At 62.7% G+C, this 23,036-nt stretch carries 23 protein-coding genes; 17 read left to right on the top strand and 6 right to left on the bottom strand.

What is annotated here, in order from left to right; translation table 11 throughout:
* Window positions 1-52 precede the first annotated feature (52 nt).
* Both N1027_RS01390 and N1027_RS01385 read left to right on the top strand, forming a co-directional pair.
* Entirely contained in the window at window positions 53-1,051 is a 999-nt protein-coding gene (locus tag N1027_RS01390; protein WP_259504297.1) for a peroxiredoxin family protein, read from the top strand.
* Window positions 1,052-1,128: 77 nt separating this feature from the next.
* Window positions 1,129-1,938: a helix-turn-helix domain-containing protein gene (locus tag N1027_RS01385; RefSeq protein WP_259504295.1), complete on the top strand. Its 810-nt coding sequence runs from the start codon at window positions 1,129-1,131 to the stop codon at window positions 1,936-1,938.
* 4 nt (window positions 1,939-1,942) lie between these two features.
* Here the strand turns inward: N1027_RS01385 and N1027_RS01380 are convergent, their stop codons facing one another.
* Window positions 1,943-2,287, bottom strand: coding sequence for a hypothetical protein (locus N1027_RS01380; RefSeq protein WP_259504293.1), 345 nt, complete (start codon window positions 2,285-2,287; stop codon window positions 1,943-1,945).
* Between the two features lie 162 nt (window positions 2,288-2,449).
* On the opposite strand from N1027_RS01380, the gene N1027_RS20055 reads away from it, so the two are divergent.
* From N1027_RS20055 to N1027_RS01365, 3 genes are all read left to right on the top strand, one after another.
* Complete coding sequence (locus N1027_RS20055; protein ID WP_259504291.1) at window positions 2,450-3,040, top strand: TetR/AcrR family transcriptional regulator; 591 nt, start codon at window positions 2,450-2,452, stop codon at window positions 3,038-3,040.
* A 42-nt stretch (window positions 3,041-3,082) separates the two neighbouring features.
* Window positions 3,083-3,553 (top strand): ester cyclase, encoded by a 471-nt coding sequence (locus tag N1027_RS01370; protein ID WP_259504289.1) that lies wholly within the window; start codon window positions 3,083-3,085, stop codon window positions 3,551-3,553.
* 142 nt (window positions 3,554-3,695) lie between these two features.
* Window positions 3,696-4,250 (top strand): hypothetical protein, encoded by a 555-nt coding sequence (locus N1027_RS01365; RefSeq protein ID WP_259504287.1) that lies wholly within the window; start codon window positions 3,696-3,698, stop codon window positions 4,248-4,250.
* Window positions 4,251-4,260: 10 nt separating this feature from the next.
* Here N1027_RS01365 and tatC read toward each other — a convergent pair whose 3' ends face one another.
* From tatC to lepB, 3 genes are all read right to left on the bottom strand, one after another.
* Window positions 4,261-5,013, bottom strand: a complete 753-nt coding sequence (gene tatC, locus N1027_RS01360; protein ID WP_259507850.1) for a twin-arginine translocase subunit TatC — start codon at window positions 5,011-5,013, stop codon at window positions 4,261-4,263.
* An 84-nt stretch (window positions 5,014-5,097) separates the two neighbouring features.
* The gene (gene tatA / locus N1027_RS01355; protein ID WP_259504284.1) at window positions 5,098-5,367 is read right to left on the bottom strand and encodes a Sec-independent protein translocase subunit TatA; all 270 of its coding nucleotides are present in this window, start codon (window positions 5,365-5,367) and stop codon (window positions 5,098-5,100) included.
* A gap of 74 nt (window positions 5,368-5,441) precedes the next feature.
* Complete coding sequence (lepB, locus tag N1027_RS01350; RefSeq protein ID WP_259504281.1) at window positions 5,442-6,167, bottom strand: signal peptidase I; 726 nt, start codon at window positions 6,165-6,167, stop codon at window positions 5,442-5,444.
* An 84-nt stretch (window positions 6,168-6,251) separates the two neighbouring features.
* Here lepB and N1027_RS01345 point away from each other — a divergent pair, with 84 nt between their 5' ends.
* The 4 genes from N1027_RS01345 to N1027_RS01330 all read left to right on the top strand — a co-directional run bounded on the left by N1027_RS01345 (window position 6,252) and on the right by N1027_RS01330 (window position 10,774).
* On the top strand, window positions 6,252-7,355 hold the full coding sequence (locus N1027_RS01345) for an ATP-binding cassette domain-containing protein (RefSeq protein WP_259504278.1): 1,104 nt from the start codon (window positions 6,252-6,254) through the stop codon (window positions 7,353-7,355).
* 133 nt (window positions 7,356-7,488) lie between these two features.
* Entirely contained in the window at window positions 7,489-8,115 is a 627-nt protein-coding gene (locus tag N1027_RS01340; RefSeq protein WP_259504276.1) for a hypothetical protein, read from the top strand.
* 341 nt (window positions 8,116-8,456) lie between these two features.
* Entirely contained in the window at window positions 8,457-10,142 is a 1,686-nt protein-coding gene (locus N1027_RS01335; RefSeq protein WP_259504275.1) for a tyrosine-protein kinase domain-containing protein, read from the top strand.
* A gap of 2 nt (window positions 10,143-10,144) precedes the next feature.
* Complete coding sequence (locus N1027_RS01330; RefSeq protein ID WP_259504273.1) at window positions 10,145-10,774, top strand: arsenate reductase/protein-tyrosine-phosphatase family protein; 630 nt, start codon at window positions 10,145-10,147, stop codon at window positions 10,772-10,774.
* Between the two features lie 12 nt (window positions 10,775-10,786).
* Here N1027_RS01330 and N1027_RS01325 read toward each other — a convergent pair whose 3' ends face one another.
* Complete coding sequence (locus N1027_RS01325; protein ID WP_259504272.1) at window positions 10,787-11,089, bottom strand: PqqD family protein; 303 nt, start codon at window positions 11,087-11,089, stop codon at window positions 10,787-10,789.
* Window positions 11,090-11,745: 656 nt separating this feature from the next.
* Between N1027_RS01325 and N1027_RS01320 the strand changes: the two genes are divergently transcribed.
* From N1027_RS01320 to N1027_RS01295, 6 genes are all read left to right on the top strand, one after another.
* Window positions 11,746-13,161, top strand: a complete 1,416-nt coding sequence (locus N1027_RS01320; protein WP_259504271.1) for a tyrosine-protein kinase domain-containing protein — start codon at window positions 11,746-11,748, stop codon at window positions 13,159-13,161.
* Window positions 13,162-13,541: 380 nt separating this feature from the next.
* On the top strand, window positions 13,542-14,138 hold the full coding sequence (locus tag N1027_RS01315) for a hypothetical protein (RefSeq protein ID WP_259504269.1): 597 nt from the start codon (window positions 13,542-13,544) through the stop codon (window positions 14,136-14,138).
* A 98-nt stretch (window positions 14,139-14,236) separates the two neighbouring features.
* Window positions 14,237-15,742 carry a sugar transferase gene (locus N1027_RS01310; RefSeq protein ID WP_259504268.1) on the top strand — a complete coding sequence of 502 codons (1,506 nt, stop codon included), beginning with the start codon at window positions 14,237-14,239 and terminating at the stop codon, window positions 15,740-15,742.
* Window positions 15,743-15,794: 52 nt separating this feature from the next.
* Complete coding sequence (locus tag N1027_RS01305; protein ID WP_259504266.1) at window positions 15,795-16,697, top strand: nucleotidyltransferase family protein; 903 nt, start codon at window positions 15,795-15,797, stop codon at window positions 16,695-16,697.
* 157 nt (window positions 16,698-16,854) lie between these two features.
* Window positions 16,855-18,111 (top strand): hypothetical protein, encoded by a 1,257-nt coding sequence (locus tag N1027_RS01300; protein WP_259504264.1) that lies wholly within the window; start codon window positions 16,855-16,857, stop codon window positions 18,109-18,111.
* Window positions 18,112-18,599: 488 nt separating this feature from the next.
* Complete coding sequence (locus tag N1027_RS01295; RefSeq protein WP_259504262.1) at window positions 18,600-20,210, top strand: hypothetical protein; 1,611 nt, start codon at window positions 18,600-18,602, stop codon at window positions 20,208-20,210.
* Here the strand turns inward: N1027_RS01295 and N1027_RS01290 are convergent.
* Window positions 20,181-20,525: a hypothetical protein gene (locus N1027_RS01290; RefSeq protein WP_259504260.1), complete on the bottom strand. Its 345-nt coding sequence runs from the start codon at window positions 20,523-20,525 to the stop codon at window positions 20,181-20,183. The two genes, N1027_RS01295 and N1027_RS01290, sit on opposite strands and share 30 nt — an antisense overlap.
* Window positions 20,526-20,555: 30 nt before the next feature.
* On the opposite strand from N1027_RS01290, the gene N1027_RS01285 reads away from it, so the two are divergent.
* A complete protein-coding gene (locus N1027_RS01285; RefSeq protein WP_259504257.1) occupies window positions 20,556-21,518 on the top strand; it encodes an alpha/beta fold hydrolase in 963 nt (320 codons plus the stop codon).
* A 480-nt stretch (window positions 21,519-21,998) separates the two neighbouring features.
* Entirely contained in the window at window positions 21,999-22,940 is a 942-nt protein-coding gene (locus tag N1027_RS01280; protein WP_259504255.1) for a glycosyltransferase, read from the top strand.
* Window positions 22,941-23,036: the final 96 nt, after the last annotated feature.

Raw genomic sequence — 23,036 nt, 5'->3', positions numbered from 1 at the left:
ACCGGCGTCGGTCGCTCTGTTTTCGCGTCTCCTTCGAGAGTCTGGTGGAACCATGGCACTCCCACTGCTCGTGCTGATCATCTGGTCGCTCGCCCTGGTGCTGCTCGTCAGCGGGGCACTCAAGATCGGGCAGTCGGCCGACACGCTGCGCTCGCTCGATGAGCTGCGGGTGCCGCGCATGTTGCGCCGGCGCTCGCTCGCCGAGGCGTTGCCTTTCGCCGAGCTCGCCCTGGGCCTGGCGCTGCTGCTCGCGCCGGGGCTTTTCTTCACCGCGGCCGCGCTTGCGACATCCGCTCTGTTCGCTCTGTTCTTCGCTCTCACCCTGGCTGTCGTGGCCCGCGGCGAGAGCGTGGTGTGCGCCTGCTTCGGCGCACAGTCGACCCGGCCGATCGATTCGATCGCGGTGGTGCGCAACGGGCTGCTGCTCGCGGGTGCCGTGACCATTGCCGTCGGGGCTCGACAGGGCGGTGTGCCCACGATGCTCGGGTTCGACGCGGGGGAATGGACCGTGTTCTTCGCCGGCGCGACGGTGCTGCTCGCGGTCGCCGTAACGCTGCTGCTTGTGGGGCGGTCGCGCTCCCTGCACAGGCTCCCGTCGACGCATCCGGGTCGAACCTCCGATCCGTGGCCCGTGCCCGATCTGGAGGTGACGGATGCGACGGGTCGCGCCGTCGAGCTCGCCTCGATCGCCCGCGACCGCCCGGTGCTCCTGGTGCTGCTCTCAGCCGAATGCACGCCCTGCGGGATCGTGGCCGACCAGCTCCCGGGCTGGCGCCGACAGCTGGGCGACGCCGTGGAGATTGCGGTGCTGACCTCCGAGTCGCCGGAGTCTTTCCGTGACCGCTATCCAGTCCTAGACGCGCGGATGTTCTTCGGCTATAGATCTCTCATGGCCACGGCGGGGATCGCCGGGGTGCCGAGCGCGCTGCTGCTCGGCACAGACCGGATGGTCGCGGCCGGACCTGCCCAAGGGCTCGACGACGTCGTCGGGCTCACGGATGCGATCGTCTCGGTCGTTCCGACCCGAGATTCCCACACGATTTCCGTTTGACCCGGGGGATGACGACGATGGCACCAGGGGAATCCACTCAACGGCGACCGGCGTCGCTCGGGGCCGCGCAGGCGGGCATGCGCAGTCATCTGCAGGTCGGCGAAACCGAGGTCTCGCTGCTCGAAGTGCCGGCGGGCGGAGCGCCTTTGCGCAAGATCTGCCGCACCTCGTCGCCGTCGGTCGAGGTGCTCTTTCCGCTCGAGAACTCGGTGGTGGTGCGCAACGACAGCCGTGACGAGCGGGTGGTGCGGCCCGACGAGTCGATCTACCTCGTGGGTCATCGTCGCTACGCCGTGTTCTCGACCCAGGGCGGTCTCGCGCTCGCGGTCGCGGTTCCGCTGGCGGCCGTCGACGAGTACGCGGGCGAGAGCGGGCACGTTGACCTCATTCGCGGATCGGCGGTTCTCGGGCCGGTGAAGAAGTTTCTGGTGGGGGTGATGGAGAGCCATGACGAGCTCGACCGCCTTCCGGCGTACTTCATCGAGAAGCTGGTGTGGGAGATGATGGCCTCGCTGATGCTCGAGAGCAAGGGGGCGGCCAGTCTCGCCCGGCCGAGCCTCGGAATGCTGGACCGGGCGATGGCGCACATCGCCGCCTACCGCACCGACCAGACGCTCACCCCGACCTCGCTGGCGCATGCGCTCAACATCTCGATGCGGCAGCTGCAGCGGGTGTTCGCCGGCATGGGCTCGACTCCGTCGCGGGAGATCCGTCGGCAGCGGGCCGATCTGGCCGTTTCGATGCTCACGAACGAGGCGTTCCGCGTGCTCAGCATCACGCAGGTGGCGCACCACAGCGGATTCGCCGACGCCGCCGACCTGCGACGGGCGTTCGATGCATTCGGCTACAGCACGCCGTCGGAGGTGCGCGGCGTCATCCTGCGCTGATGCGCTAGTCCTGCTCTTCGGGTGCTGAGACCGACTCGAGAAAGGTGCGCAGGTCGACGATCACGTCTTCGATGTCGCGGCCGGATGTCGTGGCGAGCCGAGTGGCCAGCCAGGAGATGCACACGACGGCCGAGCCCACGATGTCGCCGGGCGACGGCACGGCGTCGGGGGAGTCGGGGTTCTCGATCGTGAGCGAGGAGAGCGCGAGGGTCATCGCCTCGACGTTCGCCTGAACGGTCTGGCCGGTGCTCTGGGAGACGACGGCGTCGAGCAGGATGTGGGCGGCTCGCGCGCCGCCAGCGGGTATGCGTCCGCTGTCCACGGTGCCCTCCCGATCGATCGTCAGCACATTTTGCCGGCACCTGATTCTACCGGCGCGGGGCCCCGATCGCAGACGCCGAGATGGCTTCGCAATGCGGCTATAGACAATAGCTAAATAGGAATAGGCTATTGACATGGGCGTGAAGGCACGTCAGTCTTAGCTCCATGAACCGAACGATTGGCGGCAGCTGTGGCTAGCTCTGGATTGAACCGCGATCGCGTGGTGGAGGAAGCCGCGCTGCTGGCCGACGAGGTCGGTCTGAGCAAGCTCGTGCTGGTCGCACTGGCCGAGCGTCTCGGCATCCGTCAGCCCTCGCTCTACAAGCACATCGACTCGATGGCCGGGCTCCACCGCGACCTCGCCGTGCGGGCGAAACGCGAACTGGGGCAGGTGCTCGCTCGCGCGTCGGTCGGCCGCTCCGGGGCGGATGCCATCACCTCGATGTCGCACGCCTACCGCGCCTGGGCGCTGCAGCATCCGGGCCAGTACGAGGCGTCCAACCAGATGCCCGCACCCGGCGACCTCGAAGACGAGGCCGTTTCTGTCGCCGCGATCCAAGTGATCGCCGACGTGTTGATGGCCTACCACCTCGAGGGCGACGACGCGGTCGATGCCATCCGCGCCTTCCGATCGACCCTGCACGGATTCGTCTCGTATGAGACCGCCGGCGCCTTCCGTTGGAGTGCCGATGTCGACCGCAGTTTCGAACGCCTCGTGCGTGGCTTCATCGCCGGGCTCAGTCAGTTCGCCGAGACCACCGCCCCGGGTGCGGCCCAGTAGTTTCAAACACCACCTCGATCAACCACACCATTGGAGAACATCATGGAGAACACCGCCAACACCGCCAACACCGCCCCCGCCTCCGACCGGGCTGCGGCGACCGCGCTCGTCACGAACTGGGTCGCTCTCTGGAACGGAGACCTCGCGATCGCCGATGCGATCATCTCGCCTGACAACCGAGTGCACGCCGCCATGTTCGACGGGGGCGACGGAAGCGCCGTCGGAGGGGTCTCCGGAATGAAAGGCCTCGTCACCCAGATGCGATCCCTCATGTCCGACCTCGTCTTCTCCGTCGACGTCGGCCCCATCGTCGACGGCGACCACGTCGTGGTGCGCTGGGTCGCAACCGGTCATTACGGAGGCGGCATTCCCGGCGCAGGGGCACCGGTAGGCACCGAGGTGACCTTCCACGGGAGCGACATCCTCCGAGTCGCCGACGGCCAGGTGGTCGAATACTGGCTCAATGCAGACACTCTCGACCTCATGACCCAGTTGCAGGTCGGCGCGAGCTGACCACCGCTAGCGCGAAGTACCGCTTTCGTGGGGTAGGTTCTCAAACAAAACTAGTGAAACTAGCGAATGACCCGCGACATCCTTCTCCGCGGCGATAAACCCGATCGCCTGCTGGGTGTGGCCCTACCCGCTCGGAGAGCTTGTGACCAACTCCTTTCCTCGACCCGACGACGATTTCTCGCACCCCGACGACGAGGCCGATTCGTCTCCCCGCCGCGAGCTCGAGCACGTCGCATCCTGGGCGTCGGCCGTGGTGTCGCGCGTGTCGACGTTGGAGGCCGATCGGCTCCCGGGCATCGTGAGCCCCCTCGAGCTCCGTGCCGAGTTCGCGGTGAACAGTCAGTCGGATGCCGCCAGCGTCACACTCGGCAACGCCCTGGTGCGGCTCGTTCGCGAGAGCTCGGTGCCGACATCCGGAACCCTGACGCTCAGTCTGCGCTGGTCGCCCGGATATCGCGCCGACGGTGTGAGCGCGGGTGACGTGCTGATCGACGACTGGTTCGTGGAGCTGGTGGAGACGACCCGCATCGACCTCAGTCATGCGGCGCTCGTCGACGGCCGGCGGGAGGCGACGGTGCCGGTGGTGACGATCGTGAAGCCTTCGGCGGCCGAGGTGGGTGACGAGTTCACCGCGCGCGTGTCGGGTGAGGCGCCTGAGTGCCGGGATGCGAGCATCCGGGGCTGGGTGCACGACTGAGAGCTGCTGGTCAGACGGCCAGTTCGGCGTCGAAGGCGACGGCGCGTTTGGCGCGGCGGCGATCGTTGAGGAAGGCGATGCCCGCAGCGCTGAAGTAGAGGATGACCATCGGGATGGCGAGCAGGAACATCGACATCACGTCGGCGGCCGGTGTCGCGATGGCCGTGAACACGGTGATGGCGAGGATGGCGATGCGCCACGACTTCAAGATGGCCTTCGCACTCAGCACACCGGCGAAGTTCAGCAGTACGAGGAAGACGGGGAGCACGAAGGCGATGCCGATGGCGAGCACCAGCTTGAGCACGAAGTCGTAGTAGGTGCGCGCAGAGATGAGGGCCGTGGTGTCTTGCGGCGCGAATCCGGTGAGCAGCACCACCATGTGGGGCATCACGAGCCAGCCGGCCACGCAGCCGAGAAGGAACAGCGGCACCGCCGAGAGCACGAAGCCCACGGCATACTGTTTCTCTTTGCGCTTCAGCCCTGGCATGAGGAACGCCCAGACCTGGTAGAGCCAGAACGGCGACGACACGACGACGCCCACGGTGAATGCGATCTGCAGTCGCAGGTCGAACGCCGAGGAGATGTCGGTGAAGTTGAGGCTCGCCACGCGTCCTTGCTCGTCGGCGAGCTGCTCGATCGGCACGCGCAGGGCGTTCAGCACGAAGTCGGAGACCAGCCAGCCCACGATCATGCCGAGCACCACGGCGATGGCGGCGAGGAAGAGTCGTTTGCGCAGCTCGACGAGGTGGGCGCCGAGCGACATCCGCCCGTCGCGGGCCTTGCCGGTCTTGGGCGGGCGCGTGCCTTTGCTGGAGCGCGAGGTGCGCTCGGTGCGGGTCACCAGCGACTAGGACTTGGTGTCGGTGGTGCTGGTCGCTTCGCTGCTCACGGGGGCCGGCGCGGGCGCGGGCGTCGCGTCTGCAGCGGGCGTGGCGGCGGGCGCAGCCACGGTCTCGGGCTTCGCGTCGTCGTCTTTCATCGCCTTCGTCTCGCTCTTGAAGATGCGCATCGACTGCGCAACGCTCTTGCTCAGCGCGGGAAGTCGAGTCGCGCCGAAGAGCAGCAGGACGACGACCAGGATGATGACGAGATGCCATCCGTTGAGGTTGCCGAGCATCGTTTCCCCGTTCGATCAGGACGTGCGGATTTCTACAAGTGTATCGGTAACGCGGTTTCGCCGTGGGCCGCGGCTCAGATGGGCCCCCATCGGCCGAACGGGAGCACGATCTGGAAGACCCGGCCGACGATGTCAGACCGCGTCACGAGCTTGACGCAGTCGTCGATCGGGCCGGGCAGGCCGCGACAGGCGCCGAGGGAGTCGTTCGACAGTGAGCGGTGGTCGCCGAGCAAGAAGTATCGGTCGTCGGGCACGATGAATTCGTCGAAGCAGCGAGAGGAGGTGGCCGCGCTGTCGCAGTCGAGGGTGCCAGCTTCGAAGGGGAGGTCTTCGAAGACGTAAGGCTCTTCGATCGGAACGCCGTTGACCATCACGCGGCCCTCAGCGTCGCAGCACGACACGGTGTCGCCCGGCCCCGCGATCACCCGCTTCACGAGGGTGTGGTCACCCGACGGCCCGATGCCGAGGGCGCCCGCGACCCAGTGGTAGGCAGCGCTGAGGGGGTTGCTGCTCGGCTCGGCGCCTTCGCCGTCCCACGCGGCCGAGGCGTTGAAGACCACGACGTCGCCGGTGGTCGGCTCGCTTCCGGTGAACGCCAGACGGTTCACGAGGATGCGGTCGCCGGTCTCGAGCGTCTGCTCCATCGATCCGGATGGCACGTAGTAGAGCTTGACGAGGAAGGCCTGCACGAGGGCCAGCACGAGGAATGCGGCGACGAGGTGCACGAGGGGGTTGCCGGTGATGCGCCGGAGGCGGCTGCGGCGGGGCGCGGCCTTCACGCTCTGCCCGGTGCTCGTCACGAGGATCAGGCTAACGGATGAGTTCGCGCCCCAACCGTCGTGCGCGTTGCGCCGCTCGGAAACGCGGTGCACTACCGTTCTCATATGCCGTCCCCTCTTCTCGTCAGCGCCCTCGGCGCCGTTGTAGAGATCACGTTCGACGACGCGGTGTCTGCACAGGACGCCACGGGATTCGCGACCGCATGGGAAGGTGCAGTTGCGCCTGCCAGCTCTCGGCCCGAGATCCACATTCACGTGACCCTCGGAACGACAGCGGTCGAGTTCGCCGGCCGCTTCGACGTTGCCGCAGTGAACTTCGGTAGCGCCGTCGCTGCGCTATCCACGAAGGTCACTCTGGCCGCCATCGAGTATCGCAAGTCGCAGCTGGTGATGCTTCATGCCTGTGGCGTGGCAACTCCGGACGGCACTGTGTTTGCGTTCGTCGGACCGTCCGGGCGCGGAAAGACGACTTTGGTGTCGACGCTGGCGCGAACTCTGGCGTATGTCACAGATGAGACCATCGGGATCGAGGCTCACGGGAGCGTCAGACCGTATCGCAAGCCACTCTCTCGCGTTGCCGCGAAAGGCACGAAAGAACAGCTGTCGCCGCAAGCGCTCGGCCTTCTCGACCTGCCAGAGCGGCCGCTGCAGATCGGGTCGATCGCTCTGATCGACAGGCGACCAGACTGGGAGGGTCCGCCTCGATCGGAGGCGGTGCCTCTCGCCGACGCTCTCACGCAGCTGGTTCCGGAGCTCAGCTACCTGCCGCAACTGGACAAGCCGTTGCAGCGGTTGGCCGGGTTGATCGGTGCGATCGGTGGCGTGAACCGCATTATCTACGCCGAAGCGGGGTCTATCGGCCCTGAATTGCTGCGTGCGCTGGCAGAGACGGATCGGCGCGAACCGTGGTCTGCTGTCTCGATTTCCAGAGGCGAAGGTCCGGTGCCGCCCGGCTCGTACGTCAGGGTTGAGGCGCTCGACGGTGTGAGAATCGGCGACGTGATGGTCCTGCTTCACGGAAGCATGGTGCGGGTGCTGGACGGGATCGGCCCGGCGATCTGGGAGGCGACCGAGCTGCCCACCACGCTCGAGGAGATAAGCCGCTCCGTGGAGCATAGGCACGGAAGTCCCGGTGGCGGTGCGGCGATTGCACTGGTCGAAGCGGCAGCGGCGTCACTCGTTGAGGTCGGCGTTCTGCAGCGAGGGTGAACGGTGGGGTGAAACCTGATCCACAGAGATAGGGCGCTCGGGCCGGTGCCATAGCGTCAACTCAGAGTCTCGCGCGGGTGGCCCGAAGCCGAGCGTCGAGCAATGCCAGGCCCGAACCCTATGGAGGATCACCTTGAAGGACGCTTTCGAAAGCACTACCGAGCTCACGCCCACGAGCGCTTCCACCGGACTCAGTCGTCGCCAGGTCATGGTCGGTGCCGCCTGGGCTGCTCCCGTCGTGGCCCTTGCCGTTGCAACGCCCCTCGCCGCCGCATCTGACCCGGTGCCGGCACCGAACGACGGCACCTACACCTCGCAGTTCGACTCGGGCGTGTCCCTCCAGGTCGTCAAGACCGTGAACCCGAACCGTGTCAACATCAACCCCACCGGAAGCTCCTACGTCAGCTTCTACGTGCAGGACAACGAGACCGGCGACCTCCAGCCGAACGGCCTCTATACCGCCGGCGTCGTTTCATTCGCGCTCTCCTGGGGTGCGGGAGGCCCGGTCACCACGCCGGGTGCTTATCACCTGACCGAGATCGATCTGATGGGCTGGGCCCGCGTGGGTGAAGCTCCGGCTGACGGGCCCACGGGCAGCGTGACCTACCAGTACACGGGTCTCGTCAACGGAACCCAGGCCATCCTTCCACGCCTGCGTCTGAACGCTCCCACCGGGAACCCGCTGCCGGCCTCCTATGTGCAGACCACGCTGTCGGCGACCTACCTCAGCCAGACCGGCCAGTTCGCAGTCACGCCGTAACTCCGCGCCAGGGCGCCGTTCCCACCGACACGCTGTCCGTGATCGGGGGCGGCGCCCTTCCGCTGTCGTGGTGCCAAGCCTTTGTCAACCTGTGGTTGCGGGAGTTTGCCTCAGTCACGACGATCGCGGCGCTACGATGTTGGCAGCGCCGCGCGGTGTGAGCCGGTTTCCGCGCCTTGAAGCCCGCAGCGCTACTCTTCAACCATGCCGATGCGACCTTGGTCGGCTACAAGAATCAGACCCGCCACCCTAGAATGTTCAAATTGGGCCGTTGTTGCCCCGGCCAGGTGGGGTAATTCCGAGTGCCTGCGGTCGGGCTCCCGGACGAACAAGGGGAATACATGGAGCTCAGATCTGTACTTCCGATCCTTCGGGCGCACTGGATTGCCATAATCCTGCTGACGCTGCTCGGCGGAGTCGCTGCCTTCGGGTGGTCGCTGCTCCAGCCGCGAGTGTATTCCGCCGACGCCAGCGGATATGTCACCGCGGGAACGAACTCCGACACCGGCAATGCACTGGTGGGCGACAACCTGGCACAGTCCAAGGTCAAGTCGTACATAGATATTGGAAGCTCTCGAGCTGTCGCTCAGTACGCGATCGACGATTTGGGTCTGCAGGGCGTCAAGCCTGAACAACTGGTAGGACAGATCGTCGTTACCAACCCTTCGGACACCGTCTTGCTGAAGGTGACCGCTCGAGGGTCTACGCCAACCGGCGCCCGCGATCTCGCGGAGGCGTGGCTGAGGGGAATCGCGAAGCAGATCCAAACTTTGGAAAACCCAACCGGAGATGGCGCGACCGCTGGCATTGTGCAACTCGTCCCGTTGGATTCTGCTGTGTTGCCGACGTCGCCGACATCACCGAACACGCGGCTCGCGATCGTCATCGGACTTCTGGCCGGCCTAGTCTTGGGCATCGTCTACGCCGCAATTCGCCACACGCTCGATCGCAGGATCAGGTCTGCCGAGATGGTGGAGCGCGAAACCGGCTTGTCCGTCATCGGAGCCATCCCTATCGATCGGCGATTCACCGACGATGATCGCCTGGTATCGATGGACGGCGCTACCGACTACACCAACTACGATGACGACGATGTCGCGGTCGCTGAGGCTCTACGAGAAGTGCGAACAAATCTGCAGTTTATGGATGTTGACAATCCTCCTCGCGTGATTGTCGTTACAAGCCCGCTGCCGGGCGACGGGAAATCGACCACGATAGCAAACTTGGCGATCGCCCTTGCCGCGAGCGGACAGCCCGTGGTGCTGGTCGATGCCGATCTTCGGCGACCAACGGTGTCGAAGACGTTCAACTTAATAGAGGGTGCCGGTCTCACCGAAGTTTTGGCAGGTCGATCAGATCTCGTCGACGTTCTTCAGCCATGGGGAACGTCGGGTCGGCTGGCAATTCTCTCGGCAGGAAAAACTCCTCCGAACCCTAGCGAGCTCCTGGGCTCTGAGCGGATGCACACGTTGCTGGCCGAACTCGCAAGCAAAGCGATCGTGCTCATCGATGCGCCGCCGCTAATCCCCGTGACTGATGCTGCGATCCTCACTCACAATACTGATGGTGCGTTGATCGTGGCTAGCGTCGGAAAGACCTCGTACGAGGGACTAAACAAGGCACTTCAGAATCTGCAGCGGGCAAACGGGCGTCCGCTCGGCATCATCTTGAATCGTGTCCCGCGACGCGGAGCAGGCTCCTATTACGGCTATAGCTACGGATACGGATACAAGCCTCGCAAGGGGAGAAATGATCCAGCACGGGAAACTTCCGAGCCTCTACGCTCGCTGGCGCCCGTCGCCGCGACCATGCCCGTCGATGCGGCCACACAGCCGACTCGTGATTACGGAACCTCGACGGACGCCAGCTTCGACGACATCCTGGCGGGTGCAGGTTTCGGACCAGACGATGTGACGGCAACGGAGTCAGAAGTCTTCGAGCCTGAGAGCCTGTTCACTCCCAACGCTCCACCCGAGCAGACCCTCACCAGGCGCGAGCTCCGGAACAAGGCTAAAGGCTCCGACTAACGATGTTCGACGATCTTTTCGCGCCGCCGGCCGCCCCCGACGGGCCGCCCTTGGTGACCTTCGTCTGCACCGGGAACATTTGCCGTTCTCCACTTGCTGAGAAAGTCTTCCGCGCCCGGATTGACTCACTCCCGAATGAAGGGATAATCGCCTCGAGTGCCGGGTTGCAGGCGGTCGTGGGCGCAAGGATGGACACCCTGCCGGAGGCCATCGCAGTGCGCTATGGTGCCGATCCCAGTCATGAGGCCGTTCAGATCTCGGAGCAACTTCTTCGGTCATCAACCTTGGTCATCACGATGACGAGGGAGCAGCGAGCGGAGGTCGCCCGCGAGTATCCGTTTGCCATGAAACGAACGTTTACCTTAAGCGAGTTCGTAAGAATCCTGGACGAACTCGCGTCCGAGGTCCCGCGGCCGTCAGTTTCTTCTAGACGAACACTCTTTCAGACCATGCTCGACGCGTCTCGGTTTCGCGGCATGATCGCGTTGAGCGACGAAGACGACATCGAAGACCCCTTTAGGCGATCGGCGGAAACGCACGAGCGTGTTGGAAGCCGCATCGGCGAACTCGTCGACAGGCTCGCGTGGCAGGTGTCTGGCATAGAAGCGCGCACGAATAGGCACGGTGCATAGCGTCGATTCGGCTCAATACCGTTCGAGGATCGAGGCAGCTTCCAGCTGCTCCATGAATTTGACGACGTCGGGAAGCAGGGCCTCGGCCCCAATACCGAACTTGTCGCCAAGCCGCCCGACAATCTCGGCTAGGTCACGCTGACCGTCGACCAGAGCCCAAATTTCAAGGCCTGGTCCAGCGAGCTCCAAGGGTACTGCATCGACTGGTTCCAGTGCCAAGACCGTCACACGTTCGTCATGTGCCACGACAGCGACGTCGGAGCGGAGGCGCCAGCGTGAACTCTGCGCATACGTCCTATCCATCTCGATGTTCACGCCTTCGACGCTACCAGCGTGTGGCGGACCGCTCAGCCAGCTGATCGCCGGTTCAGCGGATGGCAGAAATCAACGCTGTGAGCAACAGGCCAAGGGCCACAATGCCGACGACGACTACGACCACGATCCCAGTCACTCTTCGTTTATCCGGATCAGGTACGGGTGTGCGACGGACCATTGTCAGAATCGGGCTGACGCAACCGCTACCAGGGTGAAGGTAGCAATTGCGAGAGCAGGTAATCCTGCGAAAAGGGACATTTGCTTTACCCGAGACGCGGATCGGACCGAAGGCCGCCTGTCGTCTTGTGCGGCGGGCAGGACGGTCATAGCATCCCATCCGGCCGACTCTGCAGGAGACACAGCCGGAGTGACGACGATCCCGGTGGTTGGTGCGATCGCTAGACCGCCCCCGCGTCGAGTGTTTTTTGTTCGGCGCTTCGGCGCCGGAATGGCAATGACTTGCTCAGCAGACACGTTCTTCCCCAGTCGATCGAATCGTTCGACAACGCTGTCCCTGAGCGTGATTCAATCACGATCTCAGGGAGTCATGCCGATTTGTAACGTGATGTTCACGCGGTCAAAGCCGCACATCCCATGTGAGACCATGTTTGGGGTACAAGCCACTAAATGGGCCATTGGGGAAAGGGTGCTTCTGCGTGGAGTTTCGCGATTACGTTCGTGCATTACGAAAAGGCTGGGTGTTCATCGTTGTCTTGACCCTCCTGGGAATCGCCATCGCAGCGCTCCTTTCGATCCTGAAAACTCCCGAGTATGAAGCGACGGCAAAAGTCTTCGTCTCGGTACAGTCGACGGGATCGATCAGCGACTTGACCCAGGGTGGCAGCTTCCTCCAAAACCAGGTCAAGTCCTACGCCGACATCGTGAACACGCCGATCGTGTTGCAGCCGGTGATCGATTCGCTAGGACTCGACTCGACAGTTGATCAACTGTCGAAGAGCATCACTGCGTCATCGCCTTCGGACACGGTGATTCTCGAAATCACAGCGGTGGACGGCGACCCTGACAGCTCTGCGCGCATTGCGAATGCTGTGGCTTCCAGTTTCGAATCAGCCGTTTCTGACCTCGTCCCGACCAACGCCGAGGGTCTCACCCCTGTGAAGATCACGGTGTTGCAGGATGCCTCAGTTCCAGCAGGCCCGGCTTCGCCCAACGTGCCGCTTTACATCACCGCTGGGGCTTTGATCGGTCTGGTTCTCGGGATGGGGCTCGCCGTCGTCCTTTATGTCCTCGACACACGTATTCGCAATGAGCACGACGTGGAAGCCATCACCGATGCGCCGATTGTTGGTGGAATCGCGTTCGATGCTCGCACGCCTGAGAATCCACTCGTGCTCCGCGACGATCCACGGAGCCCTCGCGCCGAGTCGTTCAGGACTCTCCGAACAAACTTGCAGTTCGTAGGTCTCGAAGAGTCGAACAGTTTTGTCATTACCTCATCAATTCCGGGCGAGGGGAAGAGCACGACGGCGGCGAACCTGGCCATCGCGATGGCGCTCTCCGGTCAGAGTGTCGTCATCGTGGACGCCGACATGCGAAAGCCTCGATTGGCGAGTTATCTCGGCATCGAAGGGTCGGTCGGATTGACCGACGTCTTGGTGGGCCGCGCACAGCCCAACGAGGTGATCACCCGCTGGGGCGATACCAACTTGTATGTGCTCCCTGCTGGCCGGATTCCCCCGAACCCGAGCGAATTGCTCGGGTCGGTCGCCATGGTGAACCTCATCCGCTCACTGGAGAAGTCATTCGACGTCGCCCTCTTTGACGCACCTCCGTTGCTTCCGGTCACGGACGCGGCGGTTCTGGCCACCAAGACAGGCGGAGCATTGCTGATGGTGGCCGCAGGTCGAGCGCATAAGAACCACGTGCGAGGAGCAGTCACCGCGCTTACCAATGTCGGCGCCAAGGTCGCGGGCGTCGTAATGACCATGCTTCCGACCAAGGGGCCGGACTCGTATGGATACGGTCGATACGGGTATGCCTATGGGTACGGGTACGGGATCGACGAGCCAGATCAGTCCGGTGAGACGGATCGGAAGAGTCGTGGCAAATAGTGGTGCAACGTGGAGGTGGGCGTGCTGGGCGTGCTGGGCGAGTGGTGATGACCGTCGCCATAGTCCTGTTGGCGTGTGTCGCCGCCGGGCTCGCCTACTTCGCGCTGCGAACTGAACCAGTTCCGAATGCCGGAGCCCTCATCACCCCTACCGTCGATTCGACCGCATCCGGGGCGCCAATATCGAATCCCCCACCGACCGCGACTGGGTCGCCCGCTCCGGATGACCAGCAGACCAACAAGAGATTTCTTGATTTCGCAGACCAGAGTGTTGCTGTCAGAGCCGTAGCGGGCAACTGTGGGGGCGCGGCTCCATCGGTCGAATTCACATCGGACGGTGGTGCAACTTGGATTCCGACGGCGATTCCGGCGGATCTCGGAGTGCAGCAAATCGTGGCAATGGATGTCGTCACCGCTGACCAGGTCGATCTCGTGGCCTTGACGGGACCGTCGTGCGAGCCAACGGTGTTGACGACATTTACCGGAGGCCAGTTTTGGGAGGCCTATCCTGAACGACTCGTCGAGCAGTCCTACATCGACGTAGGCGATCCGGCCGTCGTCGTGATCTCCGGCACCGATGTCCCGTCTCCGTGCTCAATGCCGCTTGAACTCTCCCAGTCTGCAGAAGGTGACGCAGTACGGTGCAGCGATGGCGTTTTCGCGTACTCGGCGTCGACCAGAACCTGGCAGCCGATCACTACGCTCGCATTGCGCGGATTCTCCTGGCTGGATTCCGGCGACGGAGGGCTAGCGCCGGAAATCATCGGGGGAGTGGCGGACAGCTCTGATTGTGCCGGACTGCAGCTCTTCACCTTCGATGCAGCCGGCGCCGACTTTGCCGGGCGAGCGTGGGGATGCGCACCTGTGGAGGGGTCGTCCTCGATTTCAATTGCGACGGGTCCGACTGCGATCTGGGTCTGGACCGGGGACCGGACAGCAGTCAGCGGCGACGATGGGGAAACCTGGAACACGTTTTGAAGGCGGCAAAAAAAACCTCGTCGTGGCAGCACTGACGCGATAAGGTTCCACCAAGGGGATGCCGATGTCCCACGGGGCAACGGCAACGAAGGATGACTATGTTGAGCGGTACGACGAGCTTTACTTCCTCTTCTCGAACAACAAGGGCATCTCTATCGAGTTCATCTTCCACATCGTGGTCGCAGATCTATGCTCGCCGATTGTTCATCACCGACTTCATCGTTCTCTTGATCGTGATCTTCGGTGTGCAGGTGGTTTGGTTTGGGTTCAACACGGCGAATCTCGCCGTGGGTCAGGCGTCGGGTCAGCTCGCCGTCAGCTACAGTGTCATCTCTGTCGTGATCTTCACCGCCTGGCTAGCGGTGCTCAGCATTTACGGCACACGAGGCCATCGTGTCGTGGGCACGGGTACGCAGGAGTACAAGCTGATCGCCGACGCCACATTGAGATTGTTCGGTCTCGTCGCAATTTTTGCGTTCCTGTTTCAGGTCGACTTCGCCCGGGGGTACATTCTCATCGCGCTGCCTGTCGGACTCGCCGGCTTGCTTTTTGCTCGTTGGTGGTGGCGGCAGTGGCTCGCAGCTAAGCGCGCCAACGGCGAGTATTCGGCGAGGGTGCTCCTGGTCGGCTCTGCGGCGTCTGTGACGTCAATCGCGAGTGAGCTGGTCCGGCGCCCCGACGCTGGTTACCTGGTCATCGGAGCATGTGTGCCGACCAGTTTGGTCGGCGACACCCTACCGGGTACGAATATTCCTATTTTTGGCAACCTCGACAAGGTGAGCCGGGCCTTGGAAGTGAGTGGTGCAGACACGATCGTCATCACCAGCGCCGACGAGCTTCCCCCTCAGCGTGTCCGCGAACTCAGTTGGAGCCTCGAACCGGGTCGCCAGCACCTCGTCGTAGCGCCAAGCCTGGTCGATATCGGTGGACCGCGCATCCATACACGACCCGTCTCGGGCCTTCCGCTCATTCACGTTGAAACTCCGCGCTACGAAGGAAGCAAGCGATTCGCGAAACGGACCTTCGATGTCTTCGTGTCTGGTCTGCTCATCGTGGTTGCGTCCCCATTCCTTCTCGCGATTGCGGCAATTGTTCGTTTGAGCACCCCGGGCCCTGTGCTTTTCCGACAAGAACGCATCGGGTACAACGGGGCACGATTCAAGATGTTGAAATTCCGTTCGATGGTAATCGATGCGGAAGAGCGCTTGGCATCTCTTCAGAACGAAGATCGTCTCGAGGGAAACTCCGTCATGTTCAAAATGAGGGATGATCCTCGGGTGACGCCGATTGGCAAATTTCTCAGACGCTTTAGTTTGGATGAGCTTCCGCAGCTCTTCAACGTCTTCCGCGGCAGCATGTCGCTGGTAGGTCCCCGCCCTCCGCTCGAGCGCGAGGTCGACCAGTACGAGCAGCATGTGCACAGGCGGTTTCTCGTAAAGCCGGGCATTACCGGCCTCTGGCAAGTCAGCGGCCGATCCAACCTGTCATGGGAGGACACCGTTCGGCTCGACCTCTTCTACGTGGAGAACTGGTCGTTGACGGGTGATTTCCTCATCTTGTGGCGTACCGCAAAGGCGGTTGTGGCACGTGACGGCGCCTACTGACGCAGATGTCCCCAGCCAAGGACCCCGTCTTCAGCAATCCACGGCGGTCGAGTTGGCCGCAGCGCTTTCGGCCCATGTTGCTGAATGCTCGGGCATTCCGCTACTTCTGATCAAGGGTCCGGTTCTGGCGGAACAGGGCCTCCGAAATCCGCGCGGCTATGCCGATGTGGACGTCTGGATTCCGACACACGATTCGGATGCCTTCGTCGCGCTCTTGGCGAAACGCGGCTGGCACGAGCGCGGGCCGAACTGGTTTACCGATCGCGTGGGGTCGCATTCCATCACCCTGATCAATGATCGGTGGCCATGCGACATCGACGTGCACTTTCGGTTTCCCGGATTCTTGGCGCCAGACGAGGTGGTGTTCGGCGAGCTCTGGCGTACTCGGTCGTCGATGGTCCTGGCCGGCAGGGAGGTTGCGGTGACCGGGCGCGCCTCCAGCGCGGCGATTCTGGCCCTCCACTCGATTCGCCAGCAATGGGACCGCTCGAAAGAGTACGAATTGGAGTTTCTGATCGAGGTGGTGTCCGAAGATGACGCGCTGATCGACGAGATTGTGGATGTGGCTGCAATAGGCGGTGCCAGTGAGACGTTGAAGCCGCTGTTTGAAAGGCTGGGCGCGACCGCGAAACCCGGATACCTTGCTTCGGACCGCGAGCTCCAGGAATGGCACAACCGGCGCGCCCACAGGTCGCGAACCGGCCAGTGGCTGGGCTACCTCAAGTCCCTCCCGGCGCGAAAGTGGCCACGTGAATTCGTGATTGTCGTTTGGCCGCCGACCGAACTCTTCTTGCAAGACCACCCCGGCCACCAGACGACCGCTGCCGCTCTGTTCCGCGGTCGGGTAAGACGGCTGTTGAAGGGAGCCGCGGGAGTGGGCCACATCATCATTGCTCGAACCCGTGGACGTCTCGGTGCGCGGCCGACGGCTGCAAGTATCCGCGTCTCAGAGTGATCTGACATTGCGCTCGTATTCGCGTCGTGAATTCGGAGTAGTAGGGGTTGGTGCGCTAACAGGGTGGCCGCTCGCGCGTACAGGCGCAAGCGGGAATACCGATGCAGTGGGTCTCCCGCCTCCCCAGGAGGATGCATCCGCCTACCTGACAGAATTAGTGAGATCGCAGGGATCGACTGCCAGAATCGACGGTGCGTTCGTCCTGGACAAGCCCGTGGTTGTTCCTCACAGCGTTTCAGTTTTGGAGCTCGGACCTTCCGCCCAGCTGAAAGCGCGTGGAAATACAAGCGCTCTGGTACGAGAGGGTCGCATCTCGTTTCGTGAGGCGCTCGCTTACCCGGTCAATACGGAGCGTCTCTGGTTTCCTGTGTCGGATCCGAAGCTCTACATCGAGGGTGAGTACATCATGATCTCGGGGCGCGACGTGATTCCCGGGTCAGTTGACAAATACGGATATATGCGGCAAATCGTGCAGATATCAGGGTCGCGGATTCGCATTGACAGCGGCATTCCGAGGAGCATCACATCCGGTCCACGGATTGCGGCCATCGATCTCGCGCCGAGTCTGCATATCCGTGGGCGTGGCCAGATCTTCAACCTCGATCCCGAGAACGGACAGAGTGAGTTGATTAGATTCTTTGCCACATCCGAGCCGCGAGTGTCGGGCGTGACAGTGTCGAACAACGGCACGACGGGGATCAGCGTCATTCATTGCCTCGGAGGTCGGATAGCCTGCACCATCACTGATCTGCTTGACGATGGAGTCACGCATTTCGGCTACGGAGTGAATGTCGCCGGAGTGACTCGAGGTCTGGTCGTCAAGGGAGTTATGAAGCGGGTCAGACACGCGGTCACCACCAACCCAGGACCGAACCTCCCGGATGTCGGGACCGCAGGTGAACCAGAAGACTGCTGGTTTGAACCGATTGCCATAGATTGCTCGAACAAGTCGATCGATACCCATCGCGCCGGTTGGAACACGACGATAGTTCCGCGCGTAAGTGGTGGTGCTGGTGGTGTCCAGGTGCGAGCGGACAACACCAAGGTGATCGGCGGATCGATCCGGGGAAGTTCCGGGCCAGGAGTGGCAGTCAGCGCGGTGGTGATCGTGCCAGCGAAGGTTGTCGGGGTGACCATATCGGAGCTCAAGCCGCCGGGAACAGCGCTGCTCGCGCTGGGCCCGATGATCGCGAGGAACGTTAAGATCCGGGATTGCTTCGGGCATAACATCGTCCTGAATTCGGACAGCATCGTGTACGGCGGCTCGATCCGCGGAGGCAGTCCGGTGGGAATCGAGTTCACCGGCTCGAACAATTTCGTGATGGATGTCGATTTTGGTGCCTCGGTTACGACGACCTCGCTCCAGGCAGACGGCCTCAACGGCAATGTCGTCATCGAGCGCTACGCCACGTGATCCATACGTGAGCTGCGGGGAGCCGGGCGGACTGGTCTAGCATTGGCGTTGGGTTCTCGTCCATTCGGGGTTTGGTGATTTGGGGTCACCGCGGGGCGGGAAGAATTGAGTTGAGCACTATGCCAACATTTTCGCGACGCAATTTTCTGATTATTGGGGCAGGAACGCTAGTAGCATCGAGCGCTTCGGTCGAGCCTGCATTCGCGCAGGTAGGGGCGGTGCCGCGAGTTCCTCTGCCAGGACCTGGACAGGACGGATCGGCGTTCCTTACGAGCTATCTGGCCGCTCAGCAGACGTCTGCGTCGATCGGGGGCGAATTTTTCCTCGACAATCCCGTGATCGTGCCCCACACACTGAGGCAGCTGGAACTGCGGTCCACGGCCAAGCTGAAGGTTCGTGGAAACAGTACGGCCCTCATCCGCAGGGGCGCTGTCACGCTCCGTGAGACTCTGCCGTACGCGGTGACGACGAGTATCGTTTGGCTACCCGTGAAGAACTCGGCTCTATACAAGGTCGGCGAGTACATCATGATCTCCGGCAACGACATCATTCCGAACTCGACAAATAAACATGGGTATATGCGCCGGGTCGCCGAGATTTCGGGCTCGCAGATCCGAATCGATGCACCGATTCCGAGAGAGGTCCGCTTGAATCCGCGGATAGCGTTGATGGCTCTGGCGCCGACTCTCCGTATTTTCGGTGCGGGATCGATATTCAACACCTCGCCCTCTGCGGGAAGAAGCCCTTTAATCGACTTCTTCGCGACGAACAATCCGCAGGTCTCCGGCATCACGGTCTCCGACAACGGAACGACGGGAATCAATGTGGCCCATTCCCTTGGCGGCACGATCGATTGCACGGTCAGGGATCTTCTCAACGACTCAACGGTCTATTTCGGCTATGGGGTGAACGTCAGCGGCGCAACTCGGGGCCTGGTGGTCAAAGGAACCATGTTGCGCGTCCGTCATGCGGTCACGACGAACGCCGGCCCGGACCTGCCGAACATCGGCCCCGCGGGCGAGCCGGAGGATTGCCATTTCGAGCCCCATGCGATCGATTGCTCCGACAAGGGTGTCGACACGCACCGCGTCGGCTGGAACACCACCATCGTTCCCCACGTGGAGGGCGGGCGCGGAGGTGTTCAGGTCAGGGCGGACAACACGAAAGTCCTTGGAGGCACAATCGTCGGCGGTGCCGGACCTGGCGTCGCGATTACGTCCGTCGTCGCGGTCGCGGCCCAGGTCGAGGACGTGTCGATATCCCGCCTGCAGGCGTCGGGGAGCGCGATTTTCGCCCAGGGTCCAGTGAACGCGAAGAACATCACGATCAGAGACAGTTACGGCCCCAACATCGTGCTCTCTTCCAACTGCACTGTAGAAGGCGGCTCGATCAGTGGCGGAAGCCCCGTGGGCGTGAGTTTCACTGGTTCCAACAACTCCGTCACCAACATCCAGCTCGGCGATTCCGTCACCACTCCATACATAGCGGCGGCAGGTACGACGAACAACACGTTCACGACCGCTCCGCCGGTAGACATCGAGCCCATGCCGGCGCCCGTTTGCACCGTTCCGCCGGTGGTTAGCGGCGAAGCCAAGGTGGCGAAGACTCTGAGCGTCAGCCCGGGGACCTGGTCGCTTCCGATTGTCACGTACCTCTATACGTGGCGTCGCGACGGCGTCGACATTGTTGGTGGTGTCGATCGCACTAACCCACGCTACGACACGGTCGCTGCCGATGTCGGTCACACCCTGACTGCGGTTGTGAGGGCAAAGCGCCCGGGCTATGCGGTCGGTGAGGCGACTTCCGAGCCGTTGACGATCGCCCCGGGGGATGCGTTGGTTCCAGCCACTCCCTCGACGATCACGGGAAGCCCTGTCGTGGGAAGCTGGCTCACCATTATCAAGGGGGCCTGGACACCCGGAGCGCAGAGCAGTTCGGTCCAATGGTTGCTGGACGGGACGGACATTCCTGGGGTCAATACGGCGACGTATCGCGTCCGCTCAACAGACACTGGCCATAGAATCAGCGTCAGGGTCACAGCGGTTCGCGCGGGGTGGACGAATGGGGTCTCAGAGACCGCTTCGCTTCTCGTGCAATAGCGTCGGCGGGTTGAGGATCTGAACGCCCTGCCACTGTTTGCCCTCCACCATCTGCCGTGGGAAGACTCCGCGAATCGGGACATGGCACCGACTGGGCGCATGGTGGAACTCTAAGGAGATCACAGGATCGTCCTCGCCAAGGTCTTCGCAACCATCTTGGTCGAGGTGTTCGAGATCATCGACGACGAGGACTAGGACAAAGACCACCTCGCCGGACGCGTGTTCGTCGGCGCATTGGAACGGGAAGGTGGCTCCTGACTTTCCTGGGGAGCGGCTGAAAAGCCGCCCCGAACTGGGGGTATAGAACTTCGACATCTGTCGTCTAGACGGATCTAGGCTGACCGGATGGGTTCCAGCAGTCACCGTCGTCGTCGTAAGCCGTGGTATCGGCGTTTGCGGCGCTGGGTCATCAAGCGACGCACCCCGATCGGGCTGATCGCTGCCGCGGTCGTGGGGGCTGCCATTGTCGTGGTCGCGTTCAACTACAACCCAGCCCAAAGCGACAACGCCGGCACGGTGCCAGCTCCCGCAGTCACCCGAAAACCGATTCCAACGGCCACTCCGACTCCCACCGGTCCCAGCATCCCCGTTTTCACCCCCGGGCCAGGCATCTTCACGGCTACCGTCGACGAGCCCGGGCAAATACGCGGCAACCTGGACGGACAGAGCATCCTCGTCCGCTGGAACCCCGACGTACCCACCGTTGGTGTGGCGCTGTGGTCGCACGGTCAGGGCGGCAACGAGACCGCACTCGAAACTTCCACCTGGTTCGACGTCATAATGGAGAACGGTTGGATGGTCGCCTCGTCCGACATGGGCGGCAACAACTGGGGCAACGACGTCGGCGTTCAGTCTCTCGTCGACCTGTCACAGTTCGCGCGAACCCGTGCTGGCACTGACAACCAGATGCTCGTTGCAGCATCGATGGGTGGAGTGGCGACGTTGAACGCGCTGCGGTTCGGCGCGCTTCCGGGAGAGTGCTGGTACGGGGCGAAACCGGCGGTGGACCTTGCCGCGGTGGCGCTCACCGCCCCGAACGCTCTCGCCCAGGTGCGCAACGCCTACGCAGGCACGATGCCACCGTTGTGGAACCCGGCGTCTGGTGACCCGCTGCTTCCGGTTGCTCGCTATCGTACGATCGCATCCCCGTCAGACACGATCATAGTGAAAGCGCAGAACGCGGACCTGTTACCCAGCATCGTGGCTCCTGGCTCCGAGATCACCGCCGTCCAATCGGTCGGCGACCACGAAGACATCTCGAATTTGAATCCGGTAGACCTCGCGGAATTCGCCGCGGGTTGTGTGTGAAGAGAAAGTTCGCTGCCGCGGCAGGTCTTTGCTCCGTTCCTACTCGCCGCGACGCTCCATATGCCGATGATCGTGCGGTTCGCGGCATCCGACTGTTCTGTCTGCTCCGGCGGCTTGATGTGCCTATTCACCATCGTGCTGGCTACGCGGCTGCAGTGCGCCGCAGCTTCAAACGCAACGGCGTGCGCCTTCGGTGCTGCGAACCGGTGGACCTGTGAACCCGCTTCTGCAAGGGCACCAGACCTCCCGAAGGAGATGGATCGTCCATCTGGTGCGACCCGAGACGGGGATCGGTCGCCCCACGCCTTCACCGCGAGGGTGTCCGAGAAGATGCCCTTCATCACTCGGTCGCCGTCAAGCTGTCAAAATGATCCCTGACCGAATTCGTTCGTTAATCGCCGCGAAATCAAAGTCAACTAGCATCGTGGCAAGCGTAGTCCGCTCTCGGATACTGACGCATACAGAGAACCAGGAGACGCATTGTCCGAACTGATCGATGAACTGCGGAATGAAAAGATTCTTTTCGTTGCTTCGACCGGCGGGCACCTCGCCCAACTCGTGAGGATCTCCGAGATGATCCAGCCAGGCCATGGGTCGATGTGGGTTACGTTCGACAACGCGCAGAGCCAATCGCTAGTCAGCAACTTCGATCACACCTTCGTGCCATACGTCGCACCCCGGGACTACCTCGGCGTGGCGAAGGCACAGCGCACCGTTCGGAAGCTGGTGAAGAGCAACAATTTCACCGCTACGGTGAGCACAGGGGCCGGATTGGCGCTGGCGTCTCATGTCGTACCGATCGGTATGCGACGTGTCTACATCGAGAGCGTGTCACGACTCAACGGCCCGTCCTTGACGGGACGGATCCTGTCGAAGGTGCCCGGAGTCGAACTTTTCACGCAGCACCAGCGGTGGTCCGACGCCAAATGGAAGCACGAGTTCTCCGTCATGGATGCGTACACGAGGGATCACAATTGGCGCGCTGCAGCCCCAACGCCTCGTAGAATCTTCGTCACACTCGGAACGATCCGCCCCTATCGTTTCGACTCTCTCGTGGACACGATCGTAGGGTCGGTCGGACCGGATACCGAACTCGTCTGGCAACTCGGTGTTACCGATCGCGACGATCTGCCGGGCCGGGTCTACCCGGAGATGAAGTCGGCTGAGTTCGACCGGTTCGTGACCGAAAGTGACCTGGTCATCTCTCATGCCGGAGTCGGCACACTGATGAAGCTCATGGATATGGGCGTTCCGACGTTGGCTGTTCCGCGTCGTGCGGAGCGGGGCGAGCACGTCGACAATCACCAGTTGCAGATCGTCGAAGAACTCCGCCGTCGTGAGTTGGTACCCACCGCAGAGGTAGCTGAGATCGATGCCGGAATGCTGGCTAAGGCGAGCGCGATCCGGGTTGTCCCTGCATGATCGGCCGAACGCCCCGCCGGGCACCGCTCATGCTGAGCTGGATTCGCCGGCATGGTCGTAGCGACGGCATCGCTCGCTTTCTGGGCGCAGAGCTCG

The sequence above is a fragment of the Herbiconiux aconitum genome (genome assembly GCF_024979235.1).
Lineage (GTDB): Bacteria > Actinomycetota > Actinomycetes > Actinomycetales > Microbacteriaceae > Herbiconiux > Herbiconiux aconitum.
The sequence above is the reverse complement of the archived record's forward strand: the minus strand, read 5'-3'. Positions and strand labels throughout refer to the sequence as shown.